Raw genomic sequence first — 19,428 nt, forward strand, 5'->3', positions numbered from 1 at the left:
CCGTGCGCGTGGCGGGTGTCGCCATGCTTCGCGCCCCGTGCACGGGCCACGCGGCCCGCATGCCGCTGGACCGGTCAGGCCGCGACGATTCGCCCCGCCCACCACGGCAGCACGCGCCGGGTCGGTGTGTCCCCGCCGGCGGCGGTGACTCCCCGCGGGCGTGATACCTCAGAGTCATCTTGATGACTCTGAGGTATCGGACTCGCACGAGCATGGTCCCCTGCCGGTCGGGACGCCGCGCGACTCTGCCGGGAAGGGGGGCGGTTGGGCGCACCGCGCGCGCCAGGCACGTCCCGCTGATGCAACAACGAAAGCGCGGACGGTGAGAGCGCTGTGGTCGTGCTGGCAGGCCTTCGCCGTGCCGCCTCAGGGACCGGCGCCGCCCGTCGTGAGGGCCCGCGCCGTGGCCGGTAACGTGCTGCGGCATGAGTGGCGTGCCGTACTCCCACTGCTCCTACTGCGGGGCCGCCTACCCGGCGGAGGCCGGCTGGCCGCGGGTCTGCGCGGTCTGCGGGCAGACGGTCTGGCGCAACCCGCTGCCCGTCGCGGTGGCGGTGCTGCCGGTCCGGACGGCCGCGGGCCTCGGCGTGGTCGTCGTCCGCCGGGACATCGAGCCGGCGCGCGGTCTGCTCGCGCTGCCGGGCGGCTTCGTCGAGTACGGCGAGGAGTGGAACGACGCGCTGGTCCGGGAACTGCGCGAGGAGACCGGCCTGCTCGCCGACGCCGCGGACGCCCGGCTCCTCGCGGTGCACAGCGCCCCGGCCGGCGGCACCATGATGCTCTTCGGCGAGCTGCCCGAGCGGCCGGCCGCGGAGCTGCCGCCCTCGGCGCCGACCGAGGAGGCCACCGAGTGGCTGGTGCTCACCGAGCCGACCGAGCTGGCGTTCTCCACGCATACCCGGGTGCTGGCCGACTTCCTCGCCCGCCACACCGACTGAGCGCCGGCGCCCCTCGCGGCCAGCGCCGCCCCGGCCCGCGATCCGCGTGCCGGTGCCGCGCGGGCAGGGCGGTGGCCGGTCCGGCCCGGTGCGCCGTCAGTGGGTGCCGGTCAGGTAGCGGGCGGGCACCGCGTCGGTGAGCCAGACGCCGTTGGCGCTGCGGTAGAAGACGTGCCCGTCGCGGGCCATCGCCGCCGCGTCGACGGTGAGCACCACGACCGTGCCCGGCCGCCGGGCGCCCACCCGGCGGGCGGTCTCCACGTCCGGCGACAGGTGGACGTGGTGCCGCCCGCCGCGGTGCAGCCCGGTGGCCCGGATCGACGCCACCGCCGCCGCGCCGGTGCCGTGGTAGAGCGTGTCCGGCGGCGGCACCGGCACCAGCCCCAGGTCGACCGGGAACGAGTGCCCCTGGCTGGCCCGGATCCGCTCCACGCCGTCCGGGCCCCGCTCCACCGCGAACCGCTGCTTGTCGTTGCCGGCCACCACCGCGTCGAGATCCGCCCGGTCGATCCGCAGCGCGGCCAGGAACTCCGCGACCGGCACCCAGCCCGCCCGGTCGGGTGCGAGGCCGAACCGGCCGGGCTGGTGCCGCAACGCGAGCGACATCCGCTTGCTCAACCTGACCAGATCCGCGTGATCCACCCCGGCATTGTCACCCGCCGCGCCGACCCGCCCCGACGGACCCGCCCGCGGCGTGCCGCCCGGCGCGCCGGGTCAGGCGGCGGAGCGCTCGGCGACCGGCCGGCGCCGGCGGGCCGGGTCGGTCAGCGCCGGCGGACGCCAGACGCCGTCCGGCGGGTACAGGTTGGTGCCCGGCGGGACGATCTCGTCGATCCGGTCCAGGGTGGCGTCGTCCAGGGTCAGCGTGGCGCCGGCGAGCAGCCCGTCCAGTTGGTCCATGGTGCGCGGGCCGATGATCGTCGAGGTGACGCCCGGGTGGGCCGCGGTGAACGCCACCGCCAGCTCCGGCAGCGTCCGGCCGAGGCCGTCGGCCAGCTCCACCAGCTGCTCGACCGCCCGGTACTTGGCCGCGTTGCCCGGCAGTGCCGGGTCGAACCGGGCCGGGGTCAGCGCCGGACGCCCCGCCGCCAGGTCCACCGGACGGCCCTGCCGGTAGCGGCCGGAGAGGAAGCCGGAGGCGAGCGGGCTCCAGACCAGCACCCCCATGCCGTACCGCTGGCAGACCGGGAGCACGTCGGCCTCGATGCCCCGGGCCAGGATCGAGTACGGCGGCTGCTCGGTGCGGAACCGACCCAGGCCGCGCCGCTCGGCGACGTGCTGGGCCTCGACGATCTCCTCGGCCGGGAAGGTCGAGCAGCCGAAGGCCCGGATGGTGCCGGCCCGGACGAGGTCGCTGAGCACGCCGAGGGTCTCCTCGACGTCGGTGGTGTGGTCGGGGCGGTGGACCTGGTAGAGGTCGATCCAGTCGGTGCCCAGCCGGCGCAGGCTGTCGTGCACCGCCCGCAGGATCCAGCGGCGCGAGTTCCCGCCCCGGTTGGGGCCCTCCCCCATCGGGAAGTGCACCTTGGTGGCGAGCACGACGTCGTCACGCCGGCCGCGCAGCGCCCGGCCGACGATCTGCTCGCTCTCCCCGGCCGAGTACATGTCCGCGGTGTCGACCAGGTTGATCCCCCGGTCGAGCGCGGCGTGGATGATCCGCACGCAGTCGTCGTGGTCGGGGTTGCCGACCGCGCCGAACATCATCGTGCCGAGGGCGTGGACGCTGACCTCGATGCCGGTGCCGCCCAGTACCCGGTGACGCATGGTGGTGCTCCTCGCGGTGTTCGCCCCGGCGGCGGTTCCGCCGGCGGCGCCGCCCACGCTAGGAATTCGAGTGCACTGGAAGTCAACACCGGGCGGGGGCGGCGAGCGGGCCGGTCAGCGGGCGACCCTGTCGCCGGACCCCGGTGCGCCGGCCAGGTAGCCGCTGGCCTGGAGGTCGAACAGCTCCCGGTAGAGGCCGTCGGCGGCCATCAGCTCGTCGTGGGTGCCGTGCTGGACCAGCCGTCCCTGGTCGAGCACGAAGATCTGGTCGGCGTGCCGGACGTTGGCCAGCCGGTGGGTGATCAGGACGACCGCCCGGTCCGGGTGCCGGCGCAGGTGCTGGAAGAGCGCGTGCTCGGCCCGGGCGTCGAGGGCGGCGGACGGCTCGTCGCAGATCAGCAGCGCGGCGTCGCGGTAGAGCCCGCGCGCGGCGACCAGCCGCTGCCACTGCCCGCCGGAGAGGTCGTGGCCGTTCTTGAACTCGCGGTCCAGCAGCGTGTCGTAGCCGTACGGCAGGTTGTCGATCACCTCGTCGGCGGCGGCCGCGCGGGCGGCGTCCCGCACGCTCGGCCCGGGCCGCCCGGGTGGCCGGTCGTGGCGGCCGATGCGGATGTTCTGCCCGGCGGTGAACGGGAACTTCCACCAGTCCTGGGTCATCACCGCCACGTGCTCGCCGACGGCGCGGGGGTCGAGGTCGGCGGTGTCCACGCCGTCCCACCGGATAGTGCCCCCGGTCGGCCGGTAGAGGCCGGCGATGAGCTTGGCCAGGGTGGTCTTGCCGGAGCCGTTCTCGCCGACCAGCGCGATCACCTGCCCCCGCCGCAGGGTGAGGCTCACCTCGTCGACGGCCGGCTGGGCGGTGTCCGGGTAGCGCAGGCTGACCCGGTCGAGCTCGATCACGTCGAAGCCGTCGACGGTTCGCCCACCGGTGGCCGGTATCCGGCCGCTGGCGCGTTCCAAGAAGTCGCGGTAGTCCTGGTAGTAGAGGGCGTCCTCGTAGAGCGAGTTGGTGGCGAGGACCGCGACGCCGAGGCTGGTCCGGGCGGACTGGATGGCCAGCAGCGCGGTCGCCGCCGCGGCGAGCGCCACCAGCCCGCCGAGCAGCAGCGCGCCGAGGACGGCGTAGACGCCGAAGGCGGCCAGCCCGGCGACGCTGGCCCCGGCCACCCGGGTGCCGGTCTGCGACCGGACCAGGCGCAGCTGGGCCCGGGTCTCGACGGCCATCACCCGGCGGTACTCGGCGATCAGGAACCCGCGCATCTGGTAGGCGCGCACCTCGGCCGCGGTGTGCCGGTTGGCCATCAGGTGGGCCAGCATCCACATCCGCCGGCGGCGGGTGATCCGGGCCAGCATGGCCAGGTACTGCCGGCGGGCCACCCGAACCGCGGTGACCGCCTCCGGCACCGCCGCGAGCAGCAGGCAGGGCAGCAGGACCGGCTGGATGACCGCGACCGCGACCGCGGTGGCGACCATCCCGACCACCCCGGTGACCAAGTTGACCGTGTGGTCCACGATGTACGCCGCCTCGGTGATCCCGCGCTCGCGGGCGCGGTCCATCTCCTCGGCGAAGCCGGCGTCGTCGAACGCGGCGAGGTCGACCGCCGTGGTGGCCTCGAACAGCCGCAGCTCCACCTCGTAGTTGATCTGCGGGGTGAGCCGGGCCTGGGCCCAGCCGGCCGCGATCAGCAGGCCACCCCGGGCGGAGACCGCCGCGGCGGCCAGTACCAGCGCCGGCAGCGCGGCGCGCACCCGGTCCGGGGTGGGACCGGCGGCGAACAGCTCGCGCAGCACGCTGGTCGTGGCGAGCAGCCCGAACGTGGTCATCACCCCGGCCGCGACGTTCAACCCGATGGAGGCGACGGTGTCCCGGCGGCTGGTGGCCCAGGCCAGCGCCACCGCCTCGCGCACCAGCCGGGGCAACCGGCGGGCCACCGCCCGGAAGCTGGTGTGCGCGAACTCGGTGGCGTGGTGCATCCAGGCCGAGTCCTCCAGCTCGGGCAGGACCGAGCCGGTGGCGGTGTCGTCGGGCGGTTCGGCCGGTGGGTCGCCCGGCTCGGACGGGTGGCGCTGGCGGGCGATCGACTCCACGGACCCTCCCGGGCGGACGCGGGTGAACCGGACGCCGCCCGAGACTACCGACAGCGACCGACCCGTGTCGCCGCGTACACGGCGTGTCGAACGCGCGTGCCAACGGCGTGTCGGCCGGGTCGGGTCAGGGCGCCGGCTCCGGATCGGACGCCGGCGCGGTCAGCGGCAGCAGCACCCGGAAGGTGGTGGCGCCGGGGGCGGACTCGACCCGGATGTCGCCGTGGTGCTTGTGGACCACGATCCGGTACGAGATGTCGAGCCCCAGGCCGGTGCCGGTGCCGACCGGCTTGGTGGTGAAGAACGGCTCGAAGATGCGCGGGCGCACGTCGGCCGGGATGCCCGGCCCGGTGTCGGCGATCTCCACCGCGAGCAGGTCGCCGTCGCGCCCGGTCCGGACGGTCAGCGTGCCCTTCTCCCCCATCGCGCCGAGCGCGTTGTCGATCAGGTTGGTCCAGACCTGGTTGAGCTCGGCCGCGTACGCCGGAACCGGCGGGAGGCCGCGGTCGTACTCCTTGACCAGCCGGACCCCGGCGGGCAGCTTGCCCTTGAACATCACCAGGGTGGCGTCGAGCAGGTCGTGCACGTCGACCACCTGGTACGGCGCCCGGTCCAGCTGCGAGTACTGCTTGGCCGCGCCGACCAGGCCGGAGATCCGGGTGACGGCGTCGCCGATCTCCCGCATCAGCAGCTCGGTCTCGACCGTGTAGGTCAACCACCGTACGGCCGCCTCCAGGTCCGCCGCACCCACCGCCGTCCGCACCCGGGCCAGCCACTCCTCGTCCAGCCCCCCGGCGACCAGCGTCGGCGCCAGGTCCCAGCCGGCGTCGATCCGCTGCTCCGCCAGCCAGTCGGCCAGCGCGTCCTCGGCGTCCGCGGCGGCCATCGGGCTCAGCTGCGGCGCGGCGGCCACCCGGGCGACCGCCTCCTCCTGGAGTTCCACCAGCGTGTGCAGCGCCCGCCCGTCCAGCCGCCCGTCGGCGATCATCGCCAGCTTGTGCCGCATCCCGGCCACCCGGTCGCGCAGCACCGAGGTGGCCCGGACCGCCGCGGCCGCCGGGTTGTTCAGCTCGTGGGTCAGCCCCGCCGAGAGGGAACCCAGCGCCAGCAACCGTTCCCGCTCGCCGACGATGGTCTGGGCGTTCCGCATCCCGATGAACAGCCCCTCCAGCAGGTGCATCGCCATCGGGAACCAGGAGCGCACGGCGTGCGCGAAGCTCTCCGCGGGGAGCACGAAGAACTCCGCCGCGTCGACCGCCCGCAACGTGTTGCGGTAGACCTGCTCCGCCTGGTCGTCGAGGTACGCCTGGGTGGCCCCGCCGTACACCCCGCGCTGGCCGGTCCGGGTGACCACCACCTCGTCGCCGTGCACCCGCCGGCTCAGCGTCACCGCCCCGCGGAGCAGGACGAAGAAGCAGGTGGCCGGCTCGCCCTCGGCGTAGACGACGGTGCCGGCGGCGCGCTGCTCCACCCGGCCGTGCTCGGCCAGCCAGCCGAGCTGCCCGTCGTCGAGCGCCTCGAACAGGAACAGGGTGCGCAGCTGGTCCGGGGTCAGCCGGTCGGTCGGGGTGGTCACTGCGCCTCCAGGTAGCGGTGCACCAGCGAGACGGCCATGGCGCCCTCGCCGACCGCCGAGGCGACCCGTTTCACCGACTCGGCCCGTACGTCGCCGGCGGCGAAGACGCCCGGCAGGCTGGTCTCCAGGTGGTACGGATCCCGCGACAGCGCCCAGCCGGGCGGGCGTCGTCCGTCGGTGACCAGGTCCGGCCCGGTGACCACGAAGCCCCGCCGGTCCCGGAGCACCACCCCGTCGAGCCATTCGGTGCGCGGCTCCGCCCCGATGAAGATGAACAGCCAGGACGCGTCCACGGTGCGGGCCTGGCCGCTGCGGGTGTCGCAGAGGGTGAGTCGTTCCAGGTGGCCGTTGCCGGCGCCGCCGGCCACCACGGTGTGCGGGTGCACGACGACGTTGTCGATCCGGTCGAGCTGGTCGATCAGGTAACGCGACATTGAGGCGGTGAGGTCGGCACCCCGGATCAGCAGGTGCACCCGGGCGGCGTACCGGGCGAAGTGCACCGCCGCCTGGCCGGCCGAGTTGGCCCCGCCCACGATGTAGACGTCCTGCTCCACGCAGCTGGGCGCCTCGGTGGCGGTGGAGCCGTAGAAGACGCCCTGCCCGGTGAACTCGGCCAGGCCGGGGGCGTCGAGCACCCGGTAGGAGACGCCGGTGGCCAGCACCACGGTGTGCGCGGCGATCTCGGTGCCGTCGCCGAAGCGCAGCAGCCGGGCCGAGCCGGCCTCGGCCAGCCCCACCACCTCGCGCGTGCTGAGCAGCTCGGCGCCGAACTTCAGCGCCTGCCGGCGGGCCCGGTCGGTCAGCTGCGCGCCGGACACCCCGTCCGGGAAGCCCAGGTAGTTCTCGATCCGGCTGCTCTGCCCGGCCTGCCCGCCGGTGGCCCGGCGTTCGACGAGCACCGTGCGCAGTCCCTCGGAGGCGCCGTACACCGCCGCGCCGAGGCCGGCCGGGCCGCCGCCGACCACCACCAGGTCGTAGAAGTCGGCCGCGGGCACCACGGTGAGCCCGGCCAGCCCGGCCAGCTCCGCCTCGGTCGGGGCGATCAACGCCTTGCCCTCGCCGGTGACGACCAACGGCAGGTCCGCCTCGGTCGCCCCGGCCGCGGCGAGCAGCCGGACGCCCTCCGGATCGTCGGCGAGCAGCCAGCGGAAGGGGACCAGGTTGCGGGCCAGGAAGTCGCGCACCGCGAACGAGGGGGCGGACCAGCGGTGGCCGACCACCCGGATCTCGGTCGCCGTGGCGTCCGGGCTGGCCGCCCACGCCTCCAGCAGCGTGTCGACCACCGGGTAGAGCTTCTCCTCCGGCGGGTGCCACGGCTTGAGCAGGTAGTGGTCCAGGTCGACGAGGTTGATCGCGTCGATCGCGGCGTCGGTGTCCGCGTACGCGGTGAGCAGCACCCGGCGGGCGGCCGGGAAGAGGTCCATCGCGGTCTCCAGGAACTCGATGCCGTTCATCTCCGGCATCCGGTAGTCGGCCAGCAGCACCGCCACCTGTTCGCCCCGGAGTTTGAGCTCCCGCAGCGCCGTCAGCCCCTCCGCGCCGGAGGCCGCCCGGACCACCCGGTACCGGTCGCCGTAGCGGCGGCGCAGGTCGCGGGCGACCGCGCGGGACACCACCGGGTCGTCGTCGATGCTCAGGATCACCGGGTTCGCCATGGCGTGATCCAACCACCCGCCGGCCCGGCGCCGCAGCACCGCGGGTGGCCGGCTGTGGGGCGGGCCGCGCGGCGGCACGGTTGACCGGCTGCGGGGCGGGTAGACGGGCGCGGCGCCAGGTGGCTGGCGGCACCGGGGCCGGCGGTGGCCGGTGACGTCTCGGGGGGCCGATGTCCGATGGACCGGCGACGTCGCACGACGTCGTGGAGCTGCGGGTGCACGGGGTGTCCGGCGCGGGCGCCGACCAGGTGCTGGACCGCCCGAACGTGACGCAGGTGGCCGGGGACCGCAGCGGCGGCTTCTTCCGGCCGCGCCCCGGCTACCCGGACACCCGCGGGCCGGCCGGGGTGGTGCTGGAGGCGTACCGCTGGAGCGACCTGCCCTCGGGCACCGCGATCCGGACGCTGTCGCTGGTCTTCCTGCTGCCCTTCATGCTCTGCAACGTGGCGATCTGGATGCGTCCGCGCGGCCTGGGTCGCAGCGAACTCGTGATCAAGGCGCTCTGCCGGGTGCTGGCACTCTCGCTGACCGCCCTGTACGTGCTCTCCATCGTCGGGGTGGCGCTGGACCTGGTCGCCTGGCGGTGCCTGGCGTCGCCGCAGTGCCTCACCGAGCGCACCTGGCTGTCCTGGCTCAGCGACCGGCCGGCCGGGCTGCGGCTGGCCGTGCTCTCGATCGTGCCGATCGCCGCGATCGGTCTGGTCTGGCGGCTCGGCGCCCGCCCGGGCCGCAACTTCGACGCGTTCCGGGCGCCGGCCGCCACCACCGCCAGCGTGCACCAGCTCAGTGCGGTGGGCCAGTGGGACGCCGCGCCGCTGGTCGGGCGGCTGCGGTCGATCCACGTCGCGGCCGCGTTCGGCACGCTGGACGCCGCCCTGCTCACCGCGCGGGCCCGGGCGGACGCCTCCGCCGCCACCGTCGCGCTCTCGGTGGCCACCGGCGCGGTGCTGGTGGCCTGTCTCGCGCTGGTCTGCGCGCATCCGGTGATCGACCAGACCGACGCGGGCCGGGGGGTCGACCGGGTGGCGCGTTGGCTCCGGTTCACCGCCAGCGGGCTGACCGTCCTGGTGCTCGTCGCGGTGGCGGCGCACCGGGCGCCCTGGCCCGACGTGGTCAGCCTGCCCGGGCACGGGGAGATGGTCACGTACCTGCTGGTCTTCCAGACCGTCCTGCTGGCCGGGCTCGGGACGCTGGTGCTGTGGCTGCGGGTCCGCCGCAGCGGCTGGCGGCCGCGGGGCCGGCGCGGCGGCGGGCCGCTGCGCGGGCTGGGCGCGCCGATCATCGCGGCCGCCGCCACCGGCCTGGCGGCGGCGTTCTCCGCCGAGCTGGTCTACCGGGTGGCGGACTTCCTCGACCGCAACGAGCCGACCGCGGACCGGGTGCTGCTCAGCCCGCCGCTGATGTACAAGTGGGCGATCTTCGGCTTCTTCCTCGCGGTGCTCGCCATGGTGTTCGCCGCCGCGCTGGTCACCGTGACCACCCGGCGCCGCCGGTTGCGCGCCGCCGCGGCGACCGTCGCCCGGGACTTCCCCGACGCCCCGCCCGAGGCGGCGCCCCGGCTGCGGCAGGTCACCCGGACGATCGCGCGGGCCCGGTTCACCGAGCGGTTGGAGCCGCTCGCCGCGGTGTACGCCTGCCTGATCGCGCTCGGCATGGCCACCAGCGTCCTCGGGCTCGTCGGCATCCATCCGGGCGACTTCGTCCAGCGGTACCTCGGGCTGCCGGCCGGCATGGTCAACTTCGGCATCGGCATCGGCAGCTACGTGGTCGCGGCGGTGGTGCTGGTCCTGGTGGTGGGGGGCATCTTCGCCTACCGGACGGCCGAGTTCCGCCGGTACATCGGGGTGGTGTGGGACCTCGGCACCTTCTGGCCGCGGGCCGCCCACCCGTTCGCGCCGCCCTGCTACGCGGAACGGGCCGTGCCGGAGCTGAGCCGGCGGATCACCTACCTCGCCGAGAGCGGCGTCGGGGTGCTGCTGGCCGGGCACAGTCACGGCTCGGTGCTGCTCGCCGCGACCGTGCTCCAGTTGCCGCCGCACGTCAGCGGCCGGGTGGCCCTGCTGACGTACGGGTCGCCGCTGCGCCGGCTCTACACCCGCCTCTTCCCCGAGTACGTCAACCCGGACGTGCTGCGCGAGGTGGGCGACCGGGTCGGCTGGCGGTGGCTGAACCTGTGGCGCGACACCGACCAGATCGGCGGCTGGATCTTCTCCCCGCACCGCCGGGGCGAGGCGCCGACCGTGCTCGGGCCGGCGGGCGCCGTCGACCGGCGGCTGCGCGACCCGTGGGACGTGCTGCCACCGCCGAGCGACAGCGTCCCGCCGCCGATTCTCGGGCACTGGCCGGGCGAGTCCGACGAGCGCTTCGCCGAGGCGGTCCGGGAACTGGCCGAGCGGCTCCGCCGGCAGGCGTAGCGCTGATCGCCGGGATCGCGGCGGCCCGGGCGGGCCGGTCCGCCCGGCGGTCAGGCCCGCCCGGGCGGCACGGCCGCGGTCACCTCCACCTCGATCAGCGCGTCGGGCAGGAACAGCCGGCTCACCTCCACCGTGGTGCTGGCCGGTGGCGGTACGGCGGTGAAGAGCCGGCGCCGGACCGTGGCGTAGCCGGGCAGGTCACCGAGGTCGGTGAGGAAGGTCCGGATGTGCAGCACGTCGTCCAGGGTCGCGCCGTGGGCGGCGAGCAGCCCACCGACGATCTCGAAGATCCGTTCGGACTGCGCGACGATGTCGCCCGGCCCGACCACGCGACCGGCGTCGTCGACGGCCACCTGACCGGCGAGCACGAGCAGGGCGCCCCCGCCGGCCAGGTCGAGGCGGGCCAGGTGGGCGAAGCGGTCGCCGAACGGGGCGGCGACGGTGCTCGGGTTGTCGAGGGTGAGCTTCACAGGGACTCCCGGGTGACGAGGGTGACGAGGGTGGCGATGTCGGCGGTGGGGTCGGGGGCGGCGGCCAGCGCGGTCCGGGCCGCGGTGACCAGCGGTGCCGGCAGGCCGTCGAGGGCGTCCCGCACCAGGTCGAGGTCCTTGCCGGCGAGCGCGACCGGGAAGTCGGCGTCCGGGGCGGTGGCCCGGGCCAGCGCGCCGGCGAGCGGGCCGCCGGCCAGCGCGTCCAGCGCGGTGCGCCGGTCGACGCCGACCGCGCCGGCCACCGCGAGCGTGTCGGCCAGCCCGGTGACCGCTACCAGCAGCGCGGTGTTGAGCACCAGCTTCAGCGCGGCGCCGCTGCCGAGGTCGCCGCAGTGCCGGACGCTGCCGAGCGCGGCGAGGACCGGGGTGACCCGCTCGACCGCCGGTCCGGCGCCGCCGGCGAAGACCCGCAGCCGGCCGGCCCGGGCGGCGGCGACGCTGCCCCCGACCGGGGCGTCGACCAGGTCGACCGCCGGGGGCAACCGGCGGGCCAGGTCCCGCACCGCGGCCGGGCCGATGGTCGACATCTCGACGAGGCAGGCGCCCGGAGCCAGCGCCGGCGCCGCGCCGTCCGGACCGGACAGCACCGCGTCGACGGCGGCGGCGTCGGTGAGCATGGTGACGACGACCTCGGCCCGACCGACGGCGTCGGGCGGGGCGGCGGCCACCCGGGCGCCGGCCCGCTGGAGCGGGGCGGTGCGGGCGGCGGTGCGGTTCCACACCGTCACCCGGTGCCCGGTGTCCAGCAGGCGCTGGGCGATCGACGCCCCCATCCGGCCCGTGCCGAGTACGGCGATCTCTGTCATGCCGGCAACGGTAGGAGTTCCGGACCGATGCCACCAACGAATGTTGATGATGCCTGCCATGCTTGCGTCGCATGGCTGGCGGTAGCCTGCCGGTCATGCAGTCGCACGCTCTCGACGTGTTCCGCACGGTGGCCCGGCACGGGTCGATCACCGCCGCCGCGCGGGAACTCCGCTACACCCAGTCGGCGGTGTCCCGGCAGATCGCCGCCCTGGAGGCCGACCTCGGGGTGGTGCTCTTCGACCGGCTGCCGCGTGGCGTCGCGCTGACCGAACCGGGGCGCTGCCTGCTGCCGCACGCCGAGGCGGTGCTGGAACGGCTGGACACGGTGCACCGGGAACTGGACGCGCTGCGCGGGCTGGGCGCCGGTCGGCTCCGGGTCGGGGCGTTCCCCACCGCGATGGCGGCCCTCGTGCCGCGCGCGCTGGCCGCGTTCCGGGACGCGCACCCGCAGGTGGCGCTCTCCCTGGTGGAGGGGCGAACGCCGGCCCTGCTGGAGCGGCTGCTCGCCGGCGACGCCGACCTGGCGGTGGTCACCGCGCCGCCGGACCAGCCGCTGGACGGCGGCCGCTTCGACCTGCGCCACCTGCTCGACGAGCGGCTGCTGGTGGCGGTGCCGCGCGGGCACCGGCTGGCCCGGCGGCGCACGGTGCGCCTCGCCGAACTGGCCGACGACTCGTTCGTCACCGGTTCGACCGGCGCCGACGACCCGCTGATGCGGGCCGCCATGCCGCCCGGCTTCCGGCCCCGGATCGACATCGTCGCGGCCGACTGGACCGGCAAGCTGGGCTGTGTGGCGGCCGGGTTGGGGGTCGCGCTCGTGCCGGCGCTGGCCGTCCGGGCCACCCCGGCCGACCTGGTGCTGCTCCGGCTGCACCCCGACGACGCACCGGTCCGGCAGGTGTACGCGGCCACGGTCGCCGGGCGGCACCGGTCGCCCGCGGTCGACCGGCTGCTCGACGGCCTCACCGCCCAGGCCCGGGCCGGCTGACCCGGCGGCTATCCTTCGCCGGGTGGACCGGTCCCGGCAGACCCGCACCCTGATCGCCGCGAACAAGCGGGCGCGGCACGACTACACGGTGCTCAAGACGTACGAGGCGGGGATCGTGCTGGCCGGCACCGAGGTGAAGTCGCTGCGCGAGGGCCGGGCGTCGCTGGTCGACGCGTTCGCCCAGGAACGCGACGGCGAGCTGATGCTGTACGGCCTGCACATCGCCGAGTACGGCTTCGGCAGCTGGACCAACCACGCGCCCCGGCGGACCCGCAAGCTGCTGCTGCACCGGGTGGAGATCGACCGGATCCGGGAGAAGGTCCGGGAGGGCGGCCTGACCCTGGTGCCGCTGTCGATGTACTTCGCCAACGGCTGGGCCAAGGTCGAACTCGCCCTGGCCAAGGGCCGCCGGTCGTACGACAAGCGGCAGGCGCTGGCCGAGCGGGACGCCAACCGCGAGATCGCCCGCGAGCTGGGCCGGCACCTGAAGGGGCGCGGCCGGCGCGGCTGACCGCCCGGCACACCGCCCGGCACACCTCGTCCCGCACCCCACCACCGCCGGCGGCCGACCCGCGCCGCCGATGCGACGCGCCCGGAACCTGTTGACGCCCCGTCGACCCCTGTGGTGTCCTCAGTGCACGCCGGTAATGGAAACCGTGTTCATTGCCAATCAGCGTTGCACCTGAGGAGGAGCCATGTCGCTCACCGTTCCGCCCGCCCTGCTGGACGCCGCCGAGCGCGGCCCGGTCGACGACGCCGAGTTCGTCGCCTGCGTCCGCGACTCCCTGCCGTACGCCTTCGAGACGGTGCGCCGGGTGGTGGCCGAACTGGAGGCCACCGGCGCCGACCACGCCGACGACGCCGTCCCGCCACCCACCGAGACCGAGCGCGGTCAACTGCTGCGGGCGATGGCGAGCGACGCGATCCGGGGTGGCCTGGAGCGGCACTTCAACGTCCGGCTCGCCTTCCAGAACTGCCACCGGGTGGCCGCGTTCCGCCCGGCCGCCGTCGACTCCGCGGCGTACCGGGGCTTCGTCTCCGCCCGGGGGCAGCTGCTCAACCAGTCCCCGGAACTACGCAACTGCTGACCGGCGGGTCGGGACGTCCCGGGCCGGCCGGGACGTCCCGACATCGCCCGCAGGTGCGAGGCGCAAGCGCCGGCTGACCGGGGATCTGCGGCCCGCCCACCCGGTTCCGGTTCGCAGCTGCGTCGGCTAGGGTGAGCCCGTGACGAGGTTCCGGATCGGGGAGGCCGCCGAACTGCTCGGCGTCAGCCCGGACACCGTACGGCGGTGGATCGACGGCGGCCGGCTGGCCGCCGTCCGCGACGAGCACGGCCACCGGGTGGTCGACGGGGTCGACCTGGCCGCGTACGCCCGGTCACAGGCGGCCGACCCGGACGACCGCTCGGACGCCTCCTCGGCCCGCAACCGGCTGCGCGGCATCGTGGTCAACGTCGTCAAGGACACCGTGATGGCGCAGGTCGACATCCAGGCCGGCCCGTTCCGGATCGTGTCGCTGATGAGCCGGGAGGCGGTCGACGAGCTCGACCTGCGGGTCGGCGCGGTGGCGGTAGCGGTGATCAAGTCGACCACCGTGGTGGTGGAGCGCGGCGGGCCGGTCGGCGCCGGCCGCGGTCGGGGCACGTCGTGAGGCGGGTACGCGTCGCCCTGGCCGGGGCCGCGGTGGCCGCCCTGGTCGCCGGGTGCGGCGGCGACCCGGCGGGCGGGCCGGCCGGCGCGAGCGGCGGCGTCACCGGCACGGTGAGCGTCTTCGCGGCCGCGTCGCTGACCGAGTCCTTCACCCGGATCGGCCGGGACTTCGAGGCCGCCCACCCGGGCACCACAGTGGTCTTCAACTTCGCCGGCAGCTCCGCGCTGGCCACCCAGATCAACCAGGGCGCGCCGGCCGACGTCTTCGCCTCGGCCGCCGCGCTCACCATGGCCACCGTCACCGAGGCCGGCAACGCCGACGGCACGCCGGCCACGTTCACCCGCAACCAGTTGGTCATCGCCGTGCCGGCCGGCAACCCGAAGGGCATCACCGGCCTCGCCGACCTGGCGGACCGGGGCGTGAAGGTGGCGCTCTGCGCCGACCAGGTGCCCTGCGGCGCGGCCGCGCGCAGCGCGCTGGACGCCGCGTCGGTGGCGCTCACCCCGGTCACCCTGGAGCAGGACGTGAAGGGGGCGCTGTCCAAGGTGACGCTCGGCGAGGTCGACGCCGCCCTGGTCTACCGCACGGACGCCCGGGCGGCCGCGGCGAAGGTGACCGGCGTCGAGTTCCCCGAGTCGGCGCGGGCCGTCACCGACTACCCGATCGTCGCGCTCCGGGACGCGCCGAACCCGGCGGGCGGACGGGCGTTCGTCGAGTACGTCCGCTCCGGCCGAGGGCAGGCGGTGCTCGCCGAGGCCGGGTTCCAGGCCCCGTAGCGCCGATGCCCCGCACCGACACCCCGGCCCCGCCCCGGGTCAGGCCGCCCCGGCCCCGCCCGGGCATCCCGGTCGGGCTGCTGCTCCCGGCGGCCCTCGGGCTGGTTCTCCTCACCCTGCCGCTGATCGGGCTGCTGGCCCGTACGCCCTGGGCCGACCTGCCGCGGCGGCTCACCGAGCCCGGCGTGCTCACCGCGCTGCGGCTCTCGCTGCTGACCGCCACCCTGGCCACCCTGTTCTGCCTACTGCTCGGGGTGCCGCTGGCCTGGCTGCTGGCCCGGGTGCGGTTCCCCGGCCGCCGGCTGGTCCGCGCCCTGGTCACCGTGCCGCTGGTACTGCCGCCGGTGGTCGGCGGGGTGGCGCTGCTGCTGGTCTTCGGCCGGCGCGGGCTGCTCGGCGGCTGGCTCGACGCGACGTTCGGCATCACCCTGCCGTTCACCACCGCCGGCGTGGTGCTCGCCGAGGCGTTCGTCGCGATGCCGTTCCTGGTCATCGCCGTGGAGGGCGCGCTGCGCGGGGCGGACCAGCGCTACGAGGAGGCGGCCGCCACCCTCGGCGCCGGGCGGTGGACCACCTTCACCCACGTCACCGTGCCGCTGGTGGCCCCCGGGCTGGCCGCCGGCGCGGTGCTCTGCTGGGCCCGGGCGTTGGGCGAGTTCGGCGCCACCATCACCTTCGCCGGCAACTACCCGGGCCGGACGCAGACCATGCCGCTGGCGGTCTACCTGGCGCTGGAGACCGACCTGGAGGCGGCCGTGGTGCTCAGCCTGATCCTGCTCACCGTCTCGGTGGCCATCCTCGCCGCCCTGCGCGACCGGTGGATCACCAGCCCGTGACCGCCGCGCTGCTCGACGCCCACCTCGTCGCCGACCGGGGCACGTTCCGCCTCGACGTGCCGCTGCGGATCGCCGCCGGCGAGGTGGTCGCGCTGCTCGGCCCGAACGGCGCCGGCAAGACCACCGCGCTGCGCGCGCTCGCCGGCCTGCACCCGTTGACCGACGGGCACGTCACGCTGGCCGGCGTGGACCTGGACCGGCCCCGGCGCCGGGTGCGTACGCCGACCGAGCGCCGGCCGGTCGGCGTGGTCTTCCAGGACTACCTGCTCTTCCCGCACCTGAGCGCGCGGGACAACGTGGCCTTCGGGCTCCGCCGGCACGGCGTCGACCGGCGCGCCGCCCGCCGGGCGGCGATGGACTGGCTCGACCGGGTGGGGCTGGCCGAGCACGCCCACCGGCGGCCCCGGCAGCTCTCCGGCGGGCAGGCCCAGCGGGTGGCACTGGCCCGCGCGCTCGCCGTCACGCCGTCCCTGCTGCTGCTGGACGAGCCGCTCGCCGCCCTGGACGCGCGGACCCGGCTGGACACCCGCGCCGAACTGCACCGGCACCTGGCCGCCCACCCGGGGGCGACGCTGCTGGTCACCCACGACCCGCTGGACGCGCTGGTGCTGGCCGACCGGCTGGTCATCGTCGAGGACGGCCGGGTGGTGCAGGAGGGCGACGCCGCCACCGTGACCGCCCGGCCGCGCACCGACTACGTGGCCCGGCTGGTGGGGCTGAACCTGCACCGCGGCACGGCGGAGGGGCACGTCGTCCGGGTCGCCGACGACCTGGCGCTCACCGTCGCCGAGCGGCTCGACGGGGACGCCTTCGTGGCCTTCCGGCCGGCGGCGGTGGCCCTGCACCCGGACCGCCCCGAGGGCAGCCCCCGCAACGCCTGGCCGGCCCGGGTGAGCGGGGTGCAGCGCCACGGCGACAACCTGCGGGTGCAGTTGGACGGCCCGATCGTGGTGGCCGCGGACGTCACCCCGGCGGCCGCCGCCCAGCTGCGCCTGGTGCCCGGGCAGCCGGTCTGGGCGGCGGTGAAGGCCGCCGAGACCCACGCGTACCCGGCCGGCGGCTGACCCGGTCGGCCGGCCGCCCGGGGCGATCCGGGCGCGGGCCCGTGGACCGATCGGCGCCAGGTCCGCGCGATCTCCGGCTCGGCGCGGGATGACCCGGCTGTGGGGCGACCGATGGCGGCCCGGACCGCTCAGCGGGGCAGCAGGTCGGCGTGCGCGGCGCGCAGCCGGGTCAGCCGGGGGTCGCTGCCCGGCACGACCCGCCGGTCCAGCTCGGCCCAGACCTCGGCGAGCGCGGTGCGGAGCGTACTCAGCTCGGCGGCGTGCCGCCGGCCGCTCTGCCGGTGCAGCTCGTCGAGGCGGCGGGCCCAGCCGGCGGTGACCTCGGCGAGCCGGTCGGCGTCGGCGCGGGCCTGGGCGGCGGTGCGGGCGGCGGCGGCCGGCACGATCGCGGCCACCGGACGGGCGTCGCGGTCGCGGGTGAGCACGGTGACGGTGTCGGTCAGCTCGGCGAGCGCGACGAGCTGGGTCAGCCGGGTGCGCGCCTCGCGCAGGGGCAGCGAGCGCGGCGGGGCCGGCTGCGGGGTGCGGGCGGGGACAGCCATGGATGCATGGTGACCGCCGGGTACGACAAATCCCCCGCCGGACGTCCGGGATGGACTGATGGCCGGCGGAGGCCGGTCGCCACCGCCGCCCCGGCGTCGGGTCACCTGCGCCGGGCGGACCCGCGGCACCGAGGGCCGGACAGGGGGCTGGACATCTACAGTTAACAATCCTAATAATTGTGCATCCGTCGATTCGACGGCCCTCGAACCGGGAGGTCCGGATGCGTCGCCCTGCCCGAAACCTGTTGCTGGCCGCGGTCGCGGCCCTCGCCACCGCCGCCGCCAGCACGCTTGTCCTGGCCGCCCCGGCCCGGGCCGCCGGCCCGACCGCCACCTTCGTCAAGACCGCCGACTGGGGCACCGGTTGGGAGGGCAAGTACACCATCACCAACGGCGGCACCGGCACGATCAACGGTTGGCAGGTCGCCTTCAGCCTGCCGGCCGGCACCACGCTCGGGTCCTACTGGGACGCCACGGTGACCAGCGCCGGCCAGCGGCACACCTTCACCAACCGCTCGTGGAACGGCACCATCGCGCCCGGCGCCTCGGTCTCGTTCGGTTTCCTGGCCACCGGTGCCGGCTCCCCCACCGACTGCACGCTCAACGGTGCGCCGTGCGGCGGCGGCGGCCCGACCAGCCCGCCCACCACGACGCCGCCGACCAGCACGCCCCCGACCACGCCGCCGCCGACGACCCCGCCGCCCACCACACCGCCGCCCACCACGCCACCCCCGGGTGGGCTGCCCAAGCACGCGCTGATCGGCTACCTGCACGCCAGCTTCGCCAACGGCTCCGGCTACCTGCGGATGGCCGACGTGCCGGCCGACTGGGACATCATCAACCTGGCCTTCGGCGAACCCACCTCGGTCACCTCCGGCGACATCCGGTTCCAGCTCTGCCCGGCTGCCGAGTGCCCGGGCGTCGAGACCGAGGCCGAGTTCATCGCCGCGATCCGCGCCAAGCAGCAGCAGGGCAAGAAGGTGCTGCTCTCCATCGGCGGGCAGAACGGGCAGGTGCAGCTCACCACGACCGCCGCCCGGGACACCTTCGTCCGGTCGGTCTCGGCGATCATCGACCGGTACGGCCTGAACGGGCTGGACATCGACTTCGAGGGGCACTCGCTCTACCTGAACGCCGGCGACACCGACTTCCGCAACCCCACCACACCGGTGATCGTCAACCTGATCTCCGCGATCCGCGCGCTGAAGCAGCGGTACGGGGCCAACTTCGTGCTCACCATGGCGCCGGAGACGTTCTTCGTCCAGCTCGGCTACCAGTTCTACGGGCCGGGGCCGTGGGGCGGGCAGGACCCGCGCGCCGGGTCGTACCTGCCGGTGATCCACGCGCTGCGCGACGATTTGACCGTGCTGCACGTGCAGGACTACAACTCCGGACCGATCGTCGGGCTGGACAACCAGTACCACACGATGGGCGGGGCCGACTTCCACATCGCGATGACCGACATGCTGCTCGCCGGGTTCTCGGTGGCCGGCAACGCCAACGCCGTCTTCCCGCCGCTGCGCGAGGACCAGGTCGCCTTCGGCGCGCCGTCCTCGGTCAGCGCCGGCAACGGCTACGTCGCCCCGGCCGGCGTGCAGGCGGCGGTGAGCTGCCTGGTACGCGGCCAGAGCTGCGGGTCGTACACCCCGCGCAGCGGCACCAACCCCAACTTCCGCGGCCTGATGACCTGGTCGATCAACTGGGACCGCTACTACAACTGGGAGTTCCGGCTCAACCACGGCCCCTTCCTGAAGGCGCTGCCCTGACCGGCGGCGCCGCTCGCCCGCCCCGGTGCCCCGGCGCCCCGGCCAACCTCGGCCGGGGCGCCGCCGGGCGACC

18 protein-coding genes are annotated in these 19,428 nt (G+C 75.5%); 10 read left to right on the forward strand and 8 right to left on the reverse strand.

Annotated features, from left to right (window positions below):
- The first annotated feature begins 425 nt into the window (after positions 1-425).
- Positions 426-938, forward strand: coding sequence for an NUDIX domain-containing protein (locus tag Q3W71_RS14405; protein WP_302919820.1), 513 nt, complete (start codon positions 426-428; stop codon positions 936-938).
- A 96-nt stretch (positions 939-1,034) separates the two neighbouring features.
- Here the strand turns inward: Q3W71_RS14405 and Q3W71_RS14410 are convergent, their stop codons facing one another.
- The 5 genes from Q3W71_RS14410 to Q3W71_RS14430 all read right to left on the reverse strand — a co-directional run bounded on the left by Q3W71_RS14410 (position 1,035) and on the right by Q3W71_RS14430 (position 8,018).
- The gene (locus tag Q3W71_RS14410; protein WP_302919821.1) at positions 1,035-1,580 is read right to left on the reverse strand and encodes an RNA 2'-phosphotransferase; all 546 of its coding nucleotides are present in this window, start codon (positions 1,578-1,580) and stop codon (positions 1,035-1,037) included.
- A gap of 72 nt (positions 1,581-1,652) precedes the next feature.
- On the reverse strand, positions 1,653-2,702 hold the full coding sequence (locus Q3W71_RS14415; RefSeq protein WP_302919822.1) for an aldo/keto reductase: 1,050 nt from the start codon (positions 2,700-2,702) through the stop codon (positions 1,653-1,655).
- Between the two features lie 114 nt (positions 2,703-2,816).
- The gene (locus Q3W71_RS14420; protein WP_302919823.1) at positions 2,817-4,790 is read right to left on the reverse strand and encodes an ABC transporter ATP-binding protein; all 1,974 of its coding nucleotides are present in this window, start codon (positions 4,788-4,790) and stop codon (positions 2,817-2,819) included.
- A 124-nt stretch (positions 4,791-4,914) separates the two neighbouring features.
- On the reverse strand, positions 4,915-6,363 hold the full coding sequence (locus Q3W71_RS14425) for an ATP-binding protein (protein ID WP_302919824.1): 1,449 nt from the start codon (positions 6,361-6,363) through the stop codon (positions 4,915-4,917).
- Entirely contained in the window at positions 6,360-8,018 is a 1,659-nt protein-coding gene (locus Q3W71_RS14430) for an FAD-dependent oxidoreductase (RefSeq protein ID WP_302919825.1), read from the reverse strand. The genes Q3W71_RS14425 and Q3W71_RS14430 overlap by 4 nt, the downstream gene beginning before the upstream one ends.
- 170 nt (positions 8,019-8,188) lie before the next feature.
- Between Q3W71_RS14430 and Q3W71_RS14435 the strand changes: the two genes are divergently transcribed.
- Positions 8,189-10,432 carry a hypothetical protein gene (locus tag Q3W71_RS14435; RefSeq protein ID WP_302919826.1) on the forward strand — a complete coding sequence of 748 codons (2,244 nt, stop codon included), beginning with the start codon at positions 8,189-8,191 and terminating at the stop codon, positions 10,430-10,432.
- Positions 10,433-10,482: 50 nt separating this feature from the next.
- Here the strand turns inward: Q3W71_RS14435 and Q3W71_RS14440 are convergent, their stop codons facing one another.
- Together Q3W71_RS14440 and Q3W71_RS14445 are read right to left on the reverse strand one after the other, a co-directional pair.
- Complete coding sequence (locus Q3W71_RS14440; protein ID WP_302919827.1) at positions 10,483-10,902, reverse strand: RidA family protein; 420 nt, start codon at positions 10,900-10,902, stop codon at positions 10,483-10,485.
- Positions 10,899-11,729 carry an NAD(P)-dependent oxidoreductase gene (locus Q3W71_RS14445; protein ID WP_302919828.1) on the reverse strand — a complete coding sequence of 277 codons (831 nt, stop codon included), beginning with the start codon at positions 11,727-11,729 and terminating at the stop codon, positions 10,899-10,901. Before Q3W71_RS14445 ends, Q3W71_RS14440 begins: the two co-directional genes overlap by 4 nt.
- 95 nt (positions 11,730-11,824) lie before the next feature.
- Here Q3W71_RS14445 and Q3W71_RS14450 point away from each other — a divergent pair, with 95 nt between their 5' ends.
- The 7 genes from Q3W71_RS14450 (at position 11,825) to Q3W71_RS14480 (ending at position 17,047) form a co-directional block, all read left to right on the forward strand.
- Entirely contained in the window at positions 11,825-12,718 is an 894-nt protein-coding gene (locus Q3W71_RS14450; RefSeq protein WP_302919829.1) for a LysR family transcriptional regulator, read from the forward strand.
- A gap of 22 nt (positions 12,719-12,740) precedes the next feature.
- Entirely contained in the window at positions 12,741-13,229 is a 489-nt protein-coding gene (smpB, locus tag Q3W71_RS14455) for an SsrA-binding protein SmpB (RefSeq protein WP_302919830.1), read from the forward strand.
- A gap of 184 nt (positions 13,230-13,413) precedes the next feature.
- Positions 13,414-13,806, forward strand: a complete 393-nt coding sequence (locus tag Q3W71_RS14460) for an SCO5389 family protein (protein ID WP_302919831.1) — start codon at positions 13,414-13,416, stop codon at positions 13,804-13,806.
- Positions 13,807-13,945: 139 nt separating this feature from the next.
- Positions 13,946-14,371, forward strand: coding sequence for a molybdopterin-binding protein (locus tag Q3W71_RS14465; protein WP_302919832.1), 426 nt, complete (start codon positions 13,946-13,948; stop codon positions 14,369-14,371).
- Positions 14,372-14,412: 41 nt separating this feature from the next.
- Entirely contained in the window at positions 14,413-15,147 is a 735-nt protein-coding gene (gene modA / locus Q3W71_RS14470) for a molybdate ABC transporter substrate-binding protein (RefSeq protein ID WP_302920413.1), read from the forward strand.
- Between the two features lie 5 nt (positions 15,148-15,152).
- Positions 15,153-15,983: an ABC transporter permease gene (locus tag Q3W71_RS14475; protein ID WP_302919833.1), complete on the forward strand. Its 831-nt coding sequence runs from the start codon at positions 15,153-15,155 to the stop codon at positions 15,981-15,983.
- Positions 15,980-17,047: an ABC transporter ATP-binding protein gene (locus tag Q3W71_RS14480; RefSeq protein ID WP_302919834.1), complete on the forward strand. Its 1,068-nt coding sequence runs from the start codon at positions 15,980-15,982 to the stop codon at positions 17,045-17,047. Before Q3W71_RS14475 ends, Q3W71_RS14480 begins: the two co-directional genes overlap by 4 nt.
- Positions 17,048-17,175: 128 nt before the next feature.
- On the opposite strand, the gene Q3W71_RS14485 is transcribed toward Q3W71_RS14480, so the two are convergent.
- Entirely contained in the window at positions 17,176-17,589 is a 414-nt protein-coding gene (locus Q3W71_RS14485; RefSeq protein ID WP_302919835.1) for a type II toxin-antitoxin system Phd/YefM family antitoxin, read from the reverse strand.
- A 221-nt stretch (positions 17,590-17,810) separates the two neighbouring features.
- Between Q3W71_RS14485 and Q3W71_RS14490 the strand changes: the two genes are divergently transcribed.
- Complete coding sequence (locus tag Q3W71_RS14490; protein WP_302919836.1) at positions 17,811-19,355, forward strand: chitinase; 1,545 nt, start codon at positions 17,811-17,813, stop codon at positions 19,353-19,355.
- Positions 19,356-19,428: the final 73 nt, after the last annotated feature.

The organism is Micromonospora sp. C28SCA-DRY-2, from assembly GCF_030519475.1.
GTDB lineage: Bacteria > Actinomycetota > Actinomycetes > Mycobacteriales > Micromonosporaceae > Micromonospora.

Coding starts and splice junctions, on each gene's coding strand:
- Q3W71_RS14435 (WP_302919826.1), top strand. CDS start 8,189: ATGTCCGATGGACCGGCGACGTCGCACGACGTCGTGGAGCTGCGGGTG.
- Q3W71_RS14450 (WP_302919829.1), top strand. CDS start 11,825: ATGCAGTCGCACGCTCTCGACGTGTTCCGCACGGTGGCCCGGCACGGG.
- Q3W71_RS14460 (WP_302919831.1), top strand. CDS start 13,414: ATGTCGCTCACCGTTCCGCCCGCCCTGCTGGACGCCGCCGAGCGCGGC.
- Q3W71_RS14490 (WP_302919836.1), top strand. CDS start 17,811: ATGCGTCGCCCTGCCCGAAACCTGTTGCTGGCCGCGGTCGCGGCCCTC.
- Q3W71_RS14430 (WP_302919825.1), bottom strand. CDS start 8,018: ATGGCGAACCCGGTGATCCTGAGCATCGACGACGACCCGGTGGTGTCC.
- Q3W71_RS14405 (WP_302919820.1), top strand. CDS start 426: ATGAGTGGCGTGCCGTACTCCCACTGCTCCTACTGCGGGGCCGCCTAC.
- Q3W71_RS14475 (WP_302919833.1), top strand. CDS start 15,153: ATGCCCCGCACCGACACCCCGGCCCCGCCCCGGGTCAGGCCGCCCCGG.
- Q3W71_RS14445 (WP_302919828.1), bottom strand. CDS start 11,729: ATGACAGAGATCGCCGTACTCGGCACGGGCCGGATGGGGGCGTCGATC.
- Q3W71_RS14485 (WP_302919835.1), bottom strand. CDS start 17,589: ATGGCTGTCCCCGCCCGCACCCCGCAGCCGGCCCCGCCGCGCTCGCTG.
- Q3W71_RS14415 (WP_302919822.1), bottom strand. CDS start 2,702: ATGCGTCACCGGGTACTGGGCGGCACCGGCATCGAGGTCAGCGTCCAC.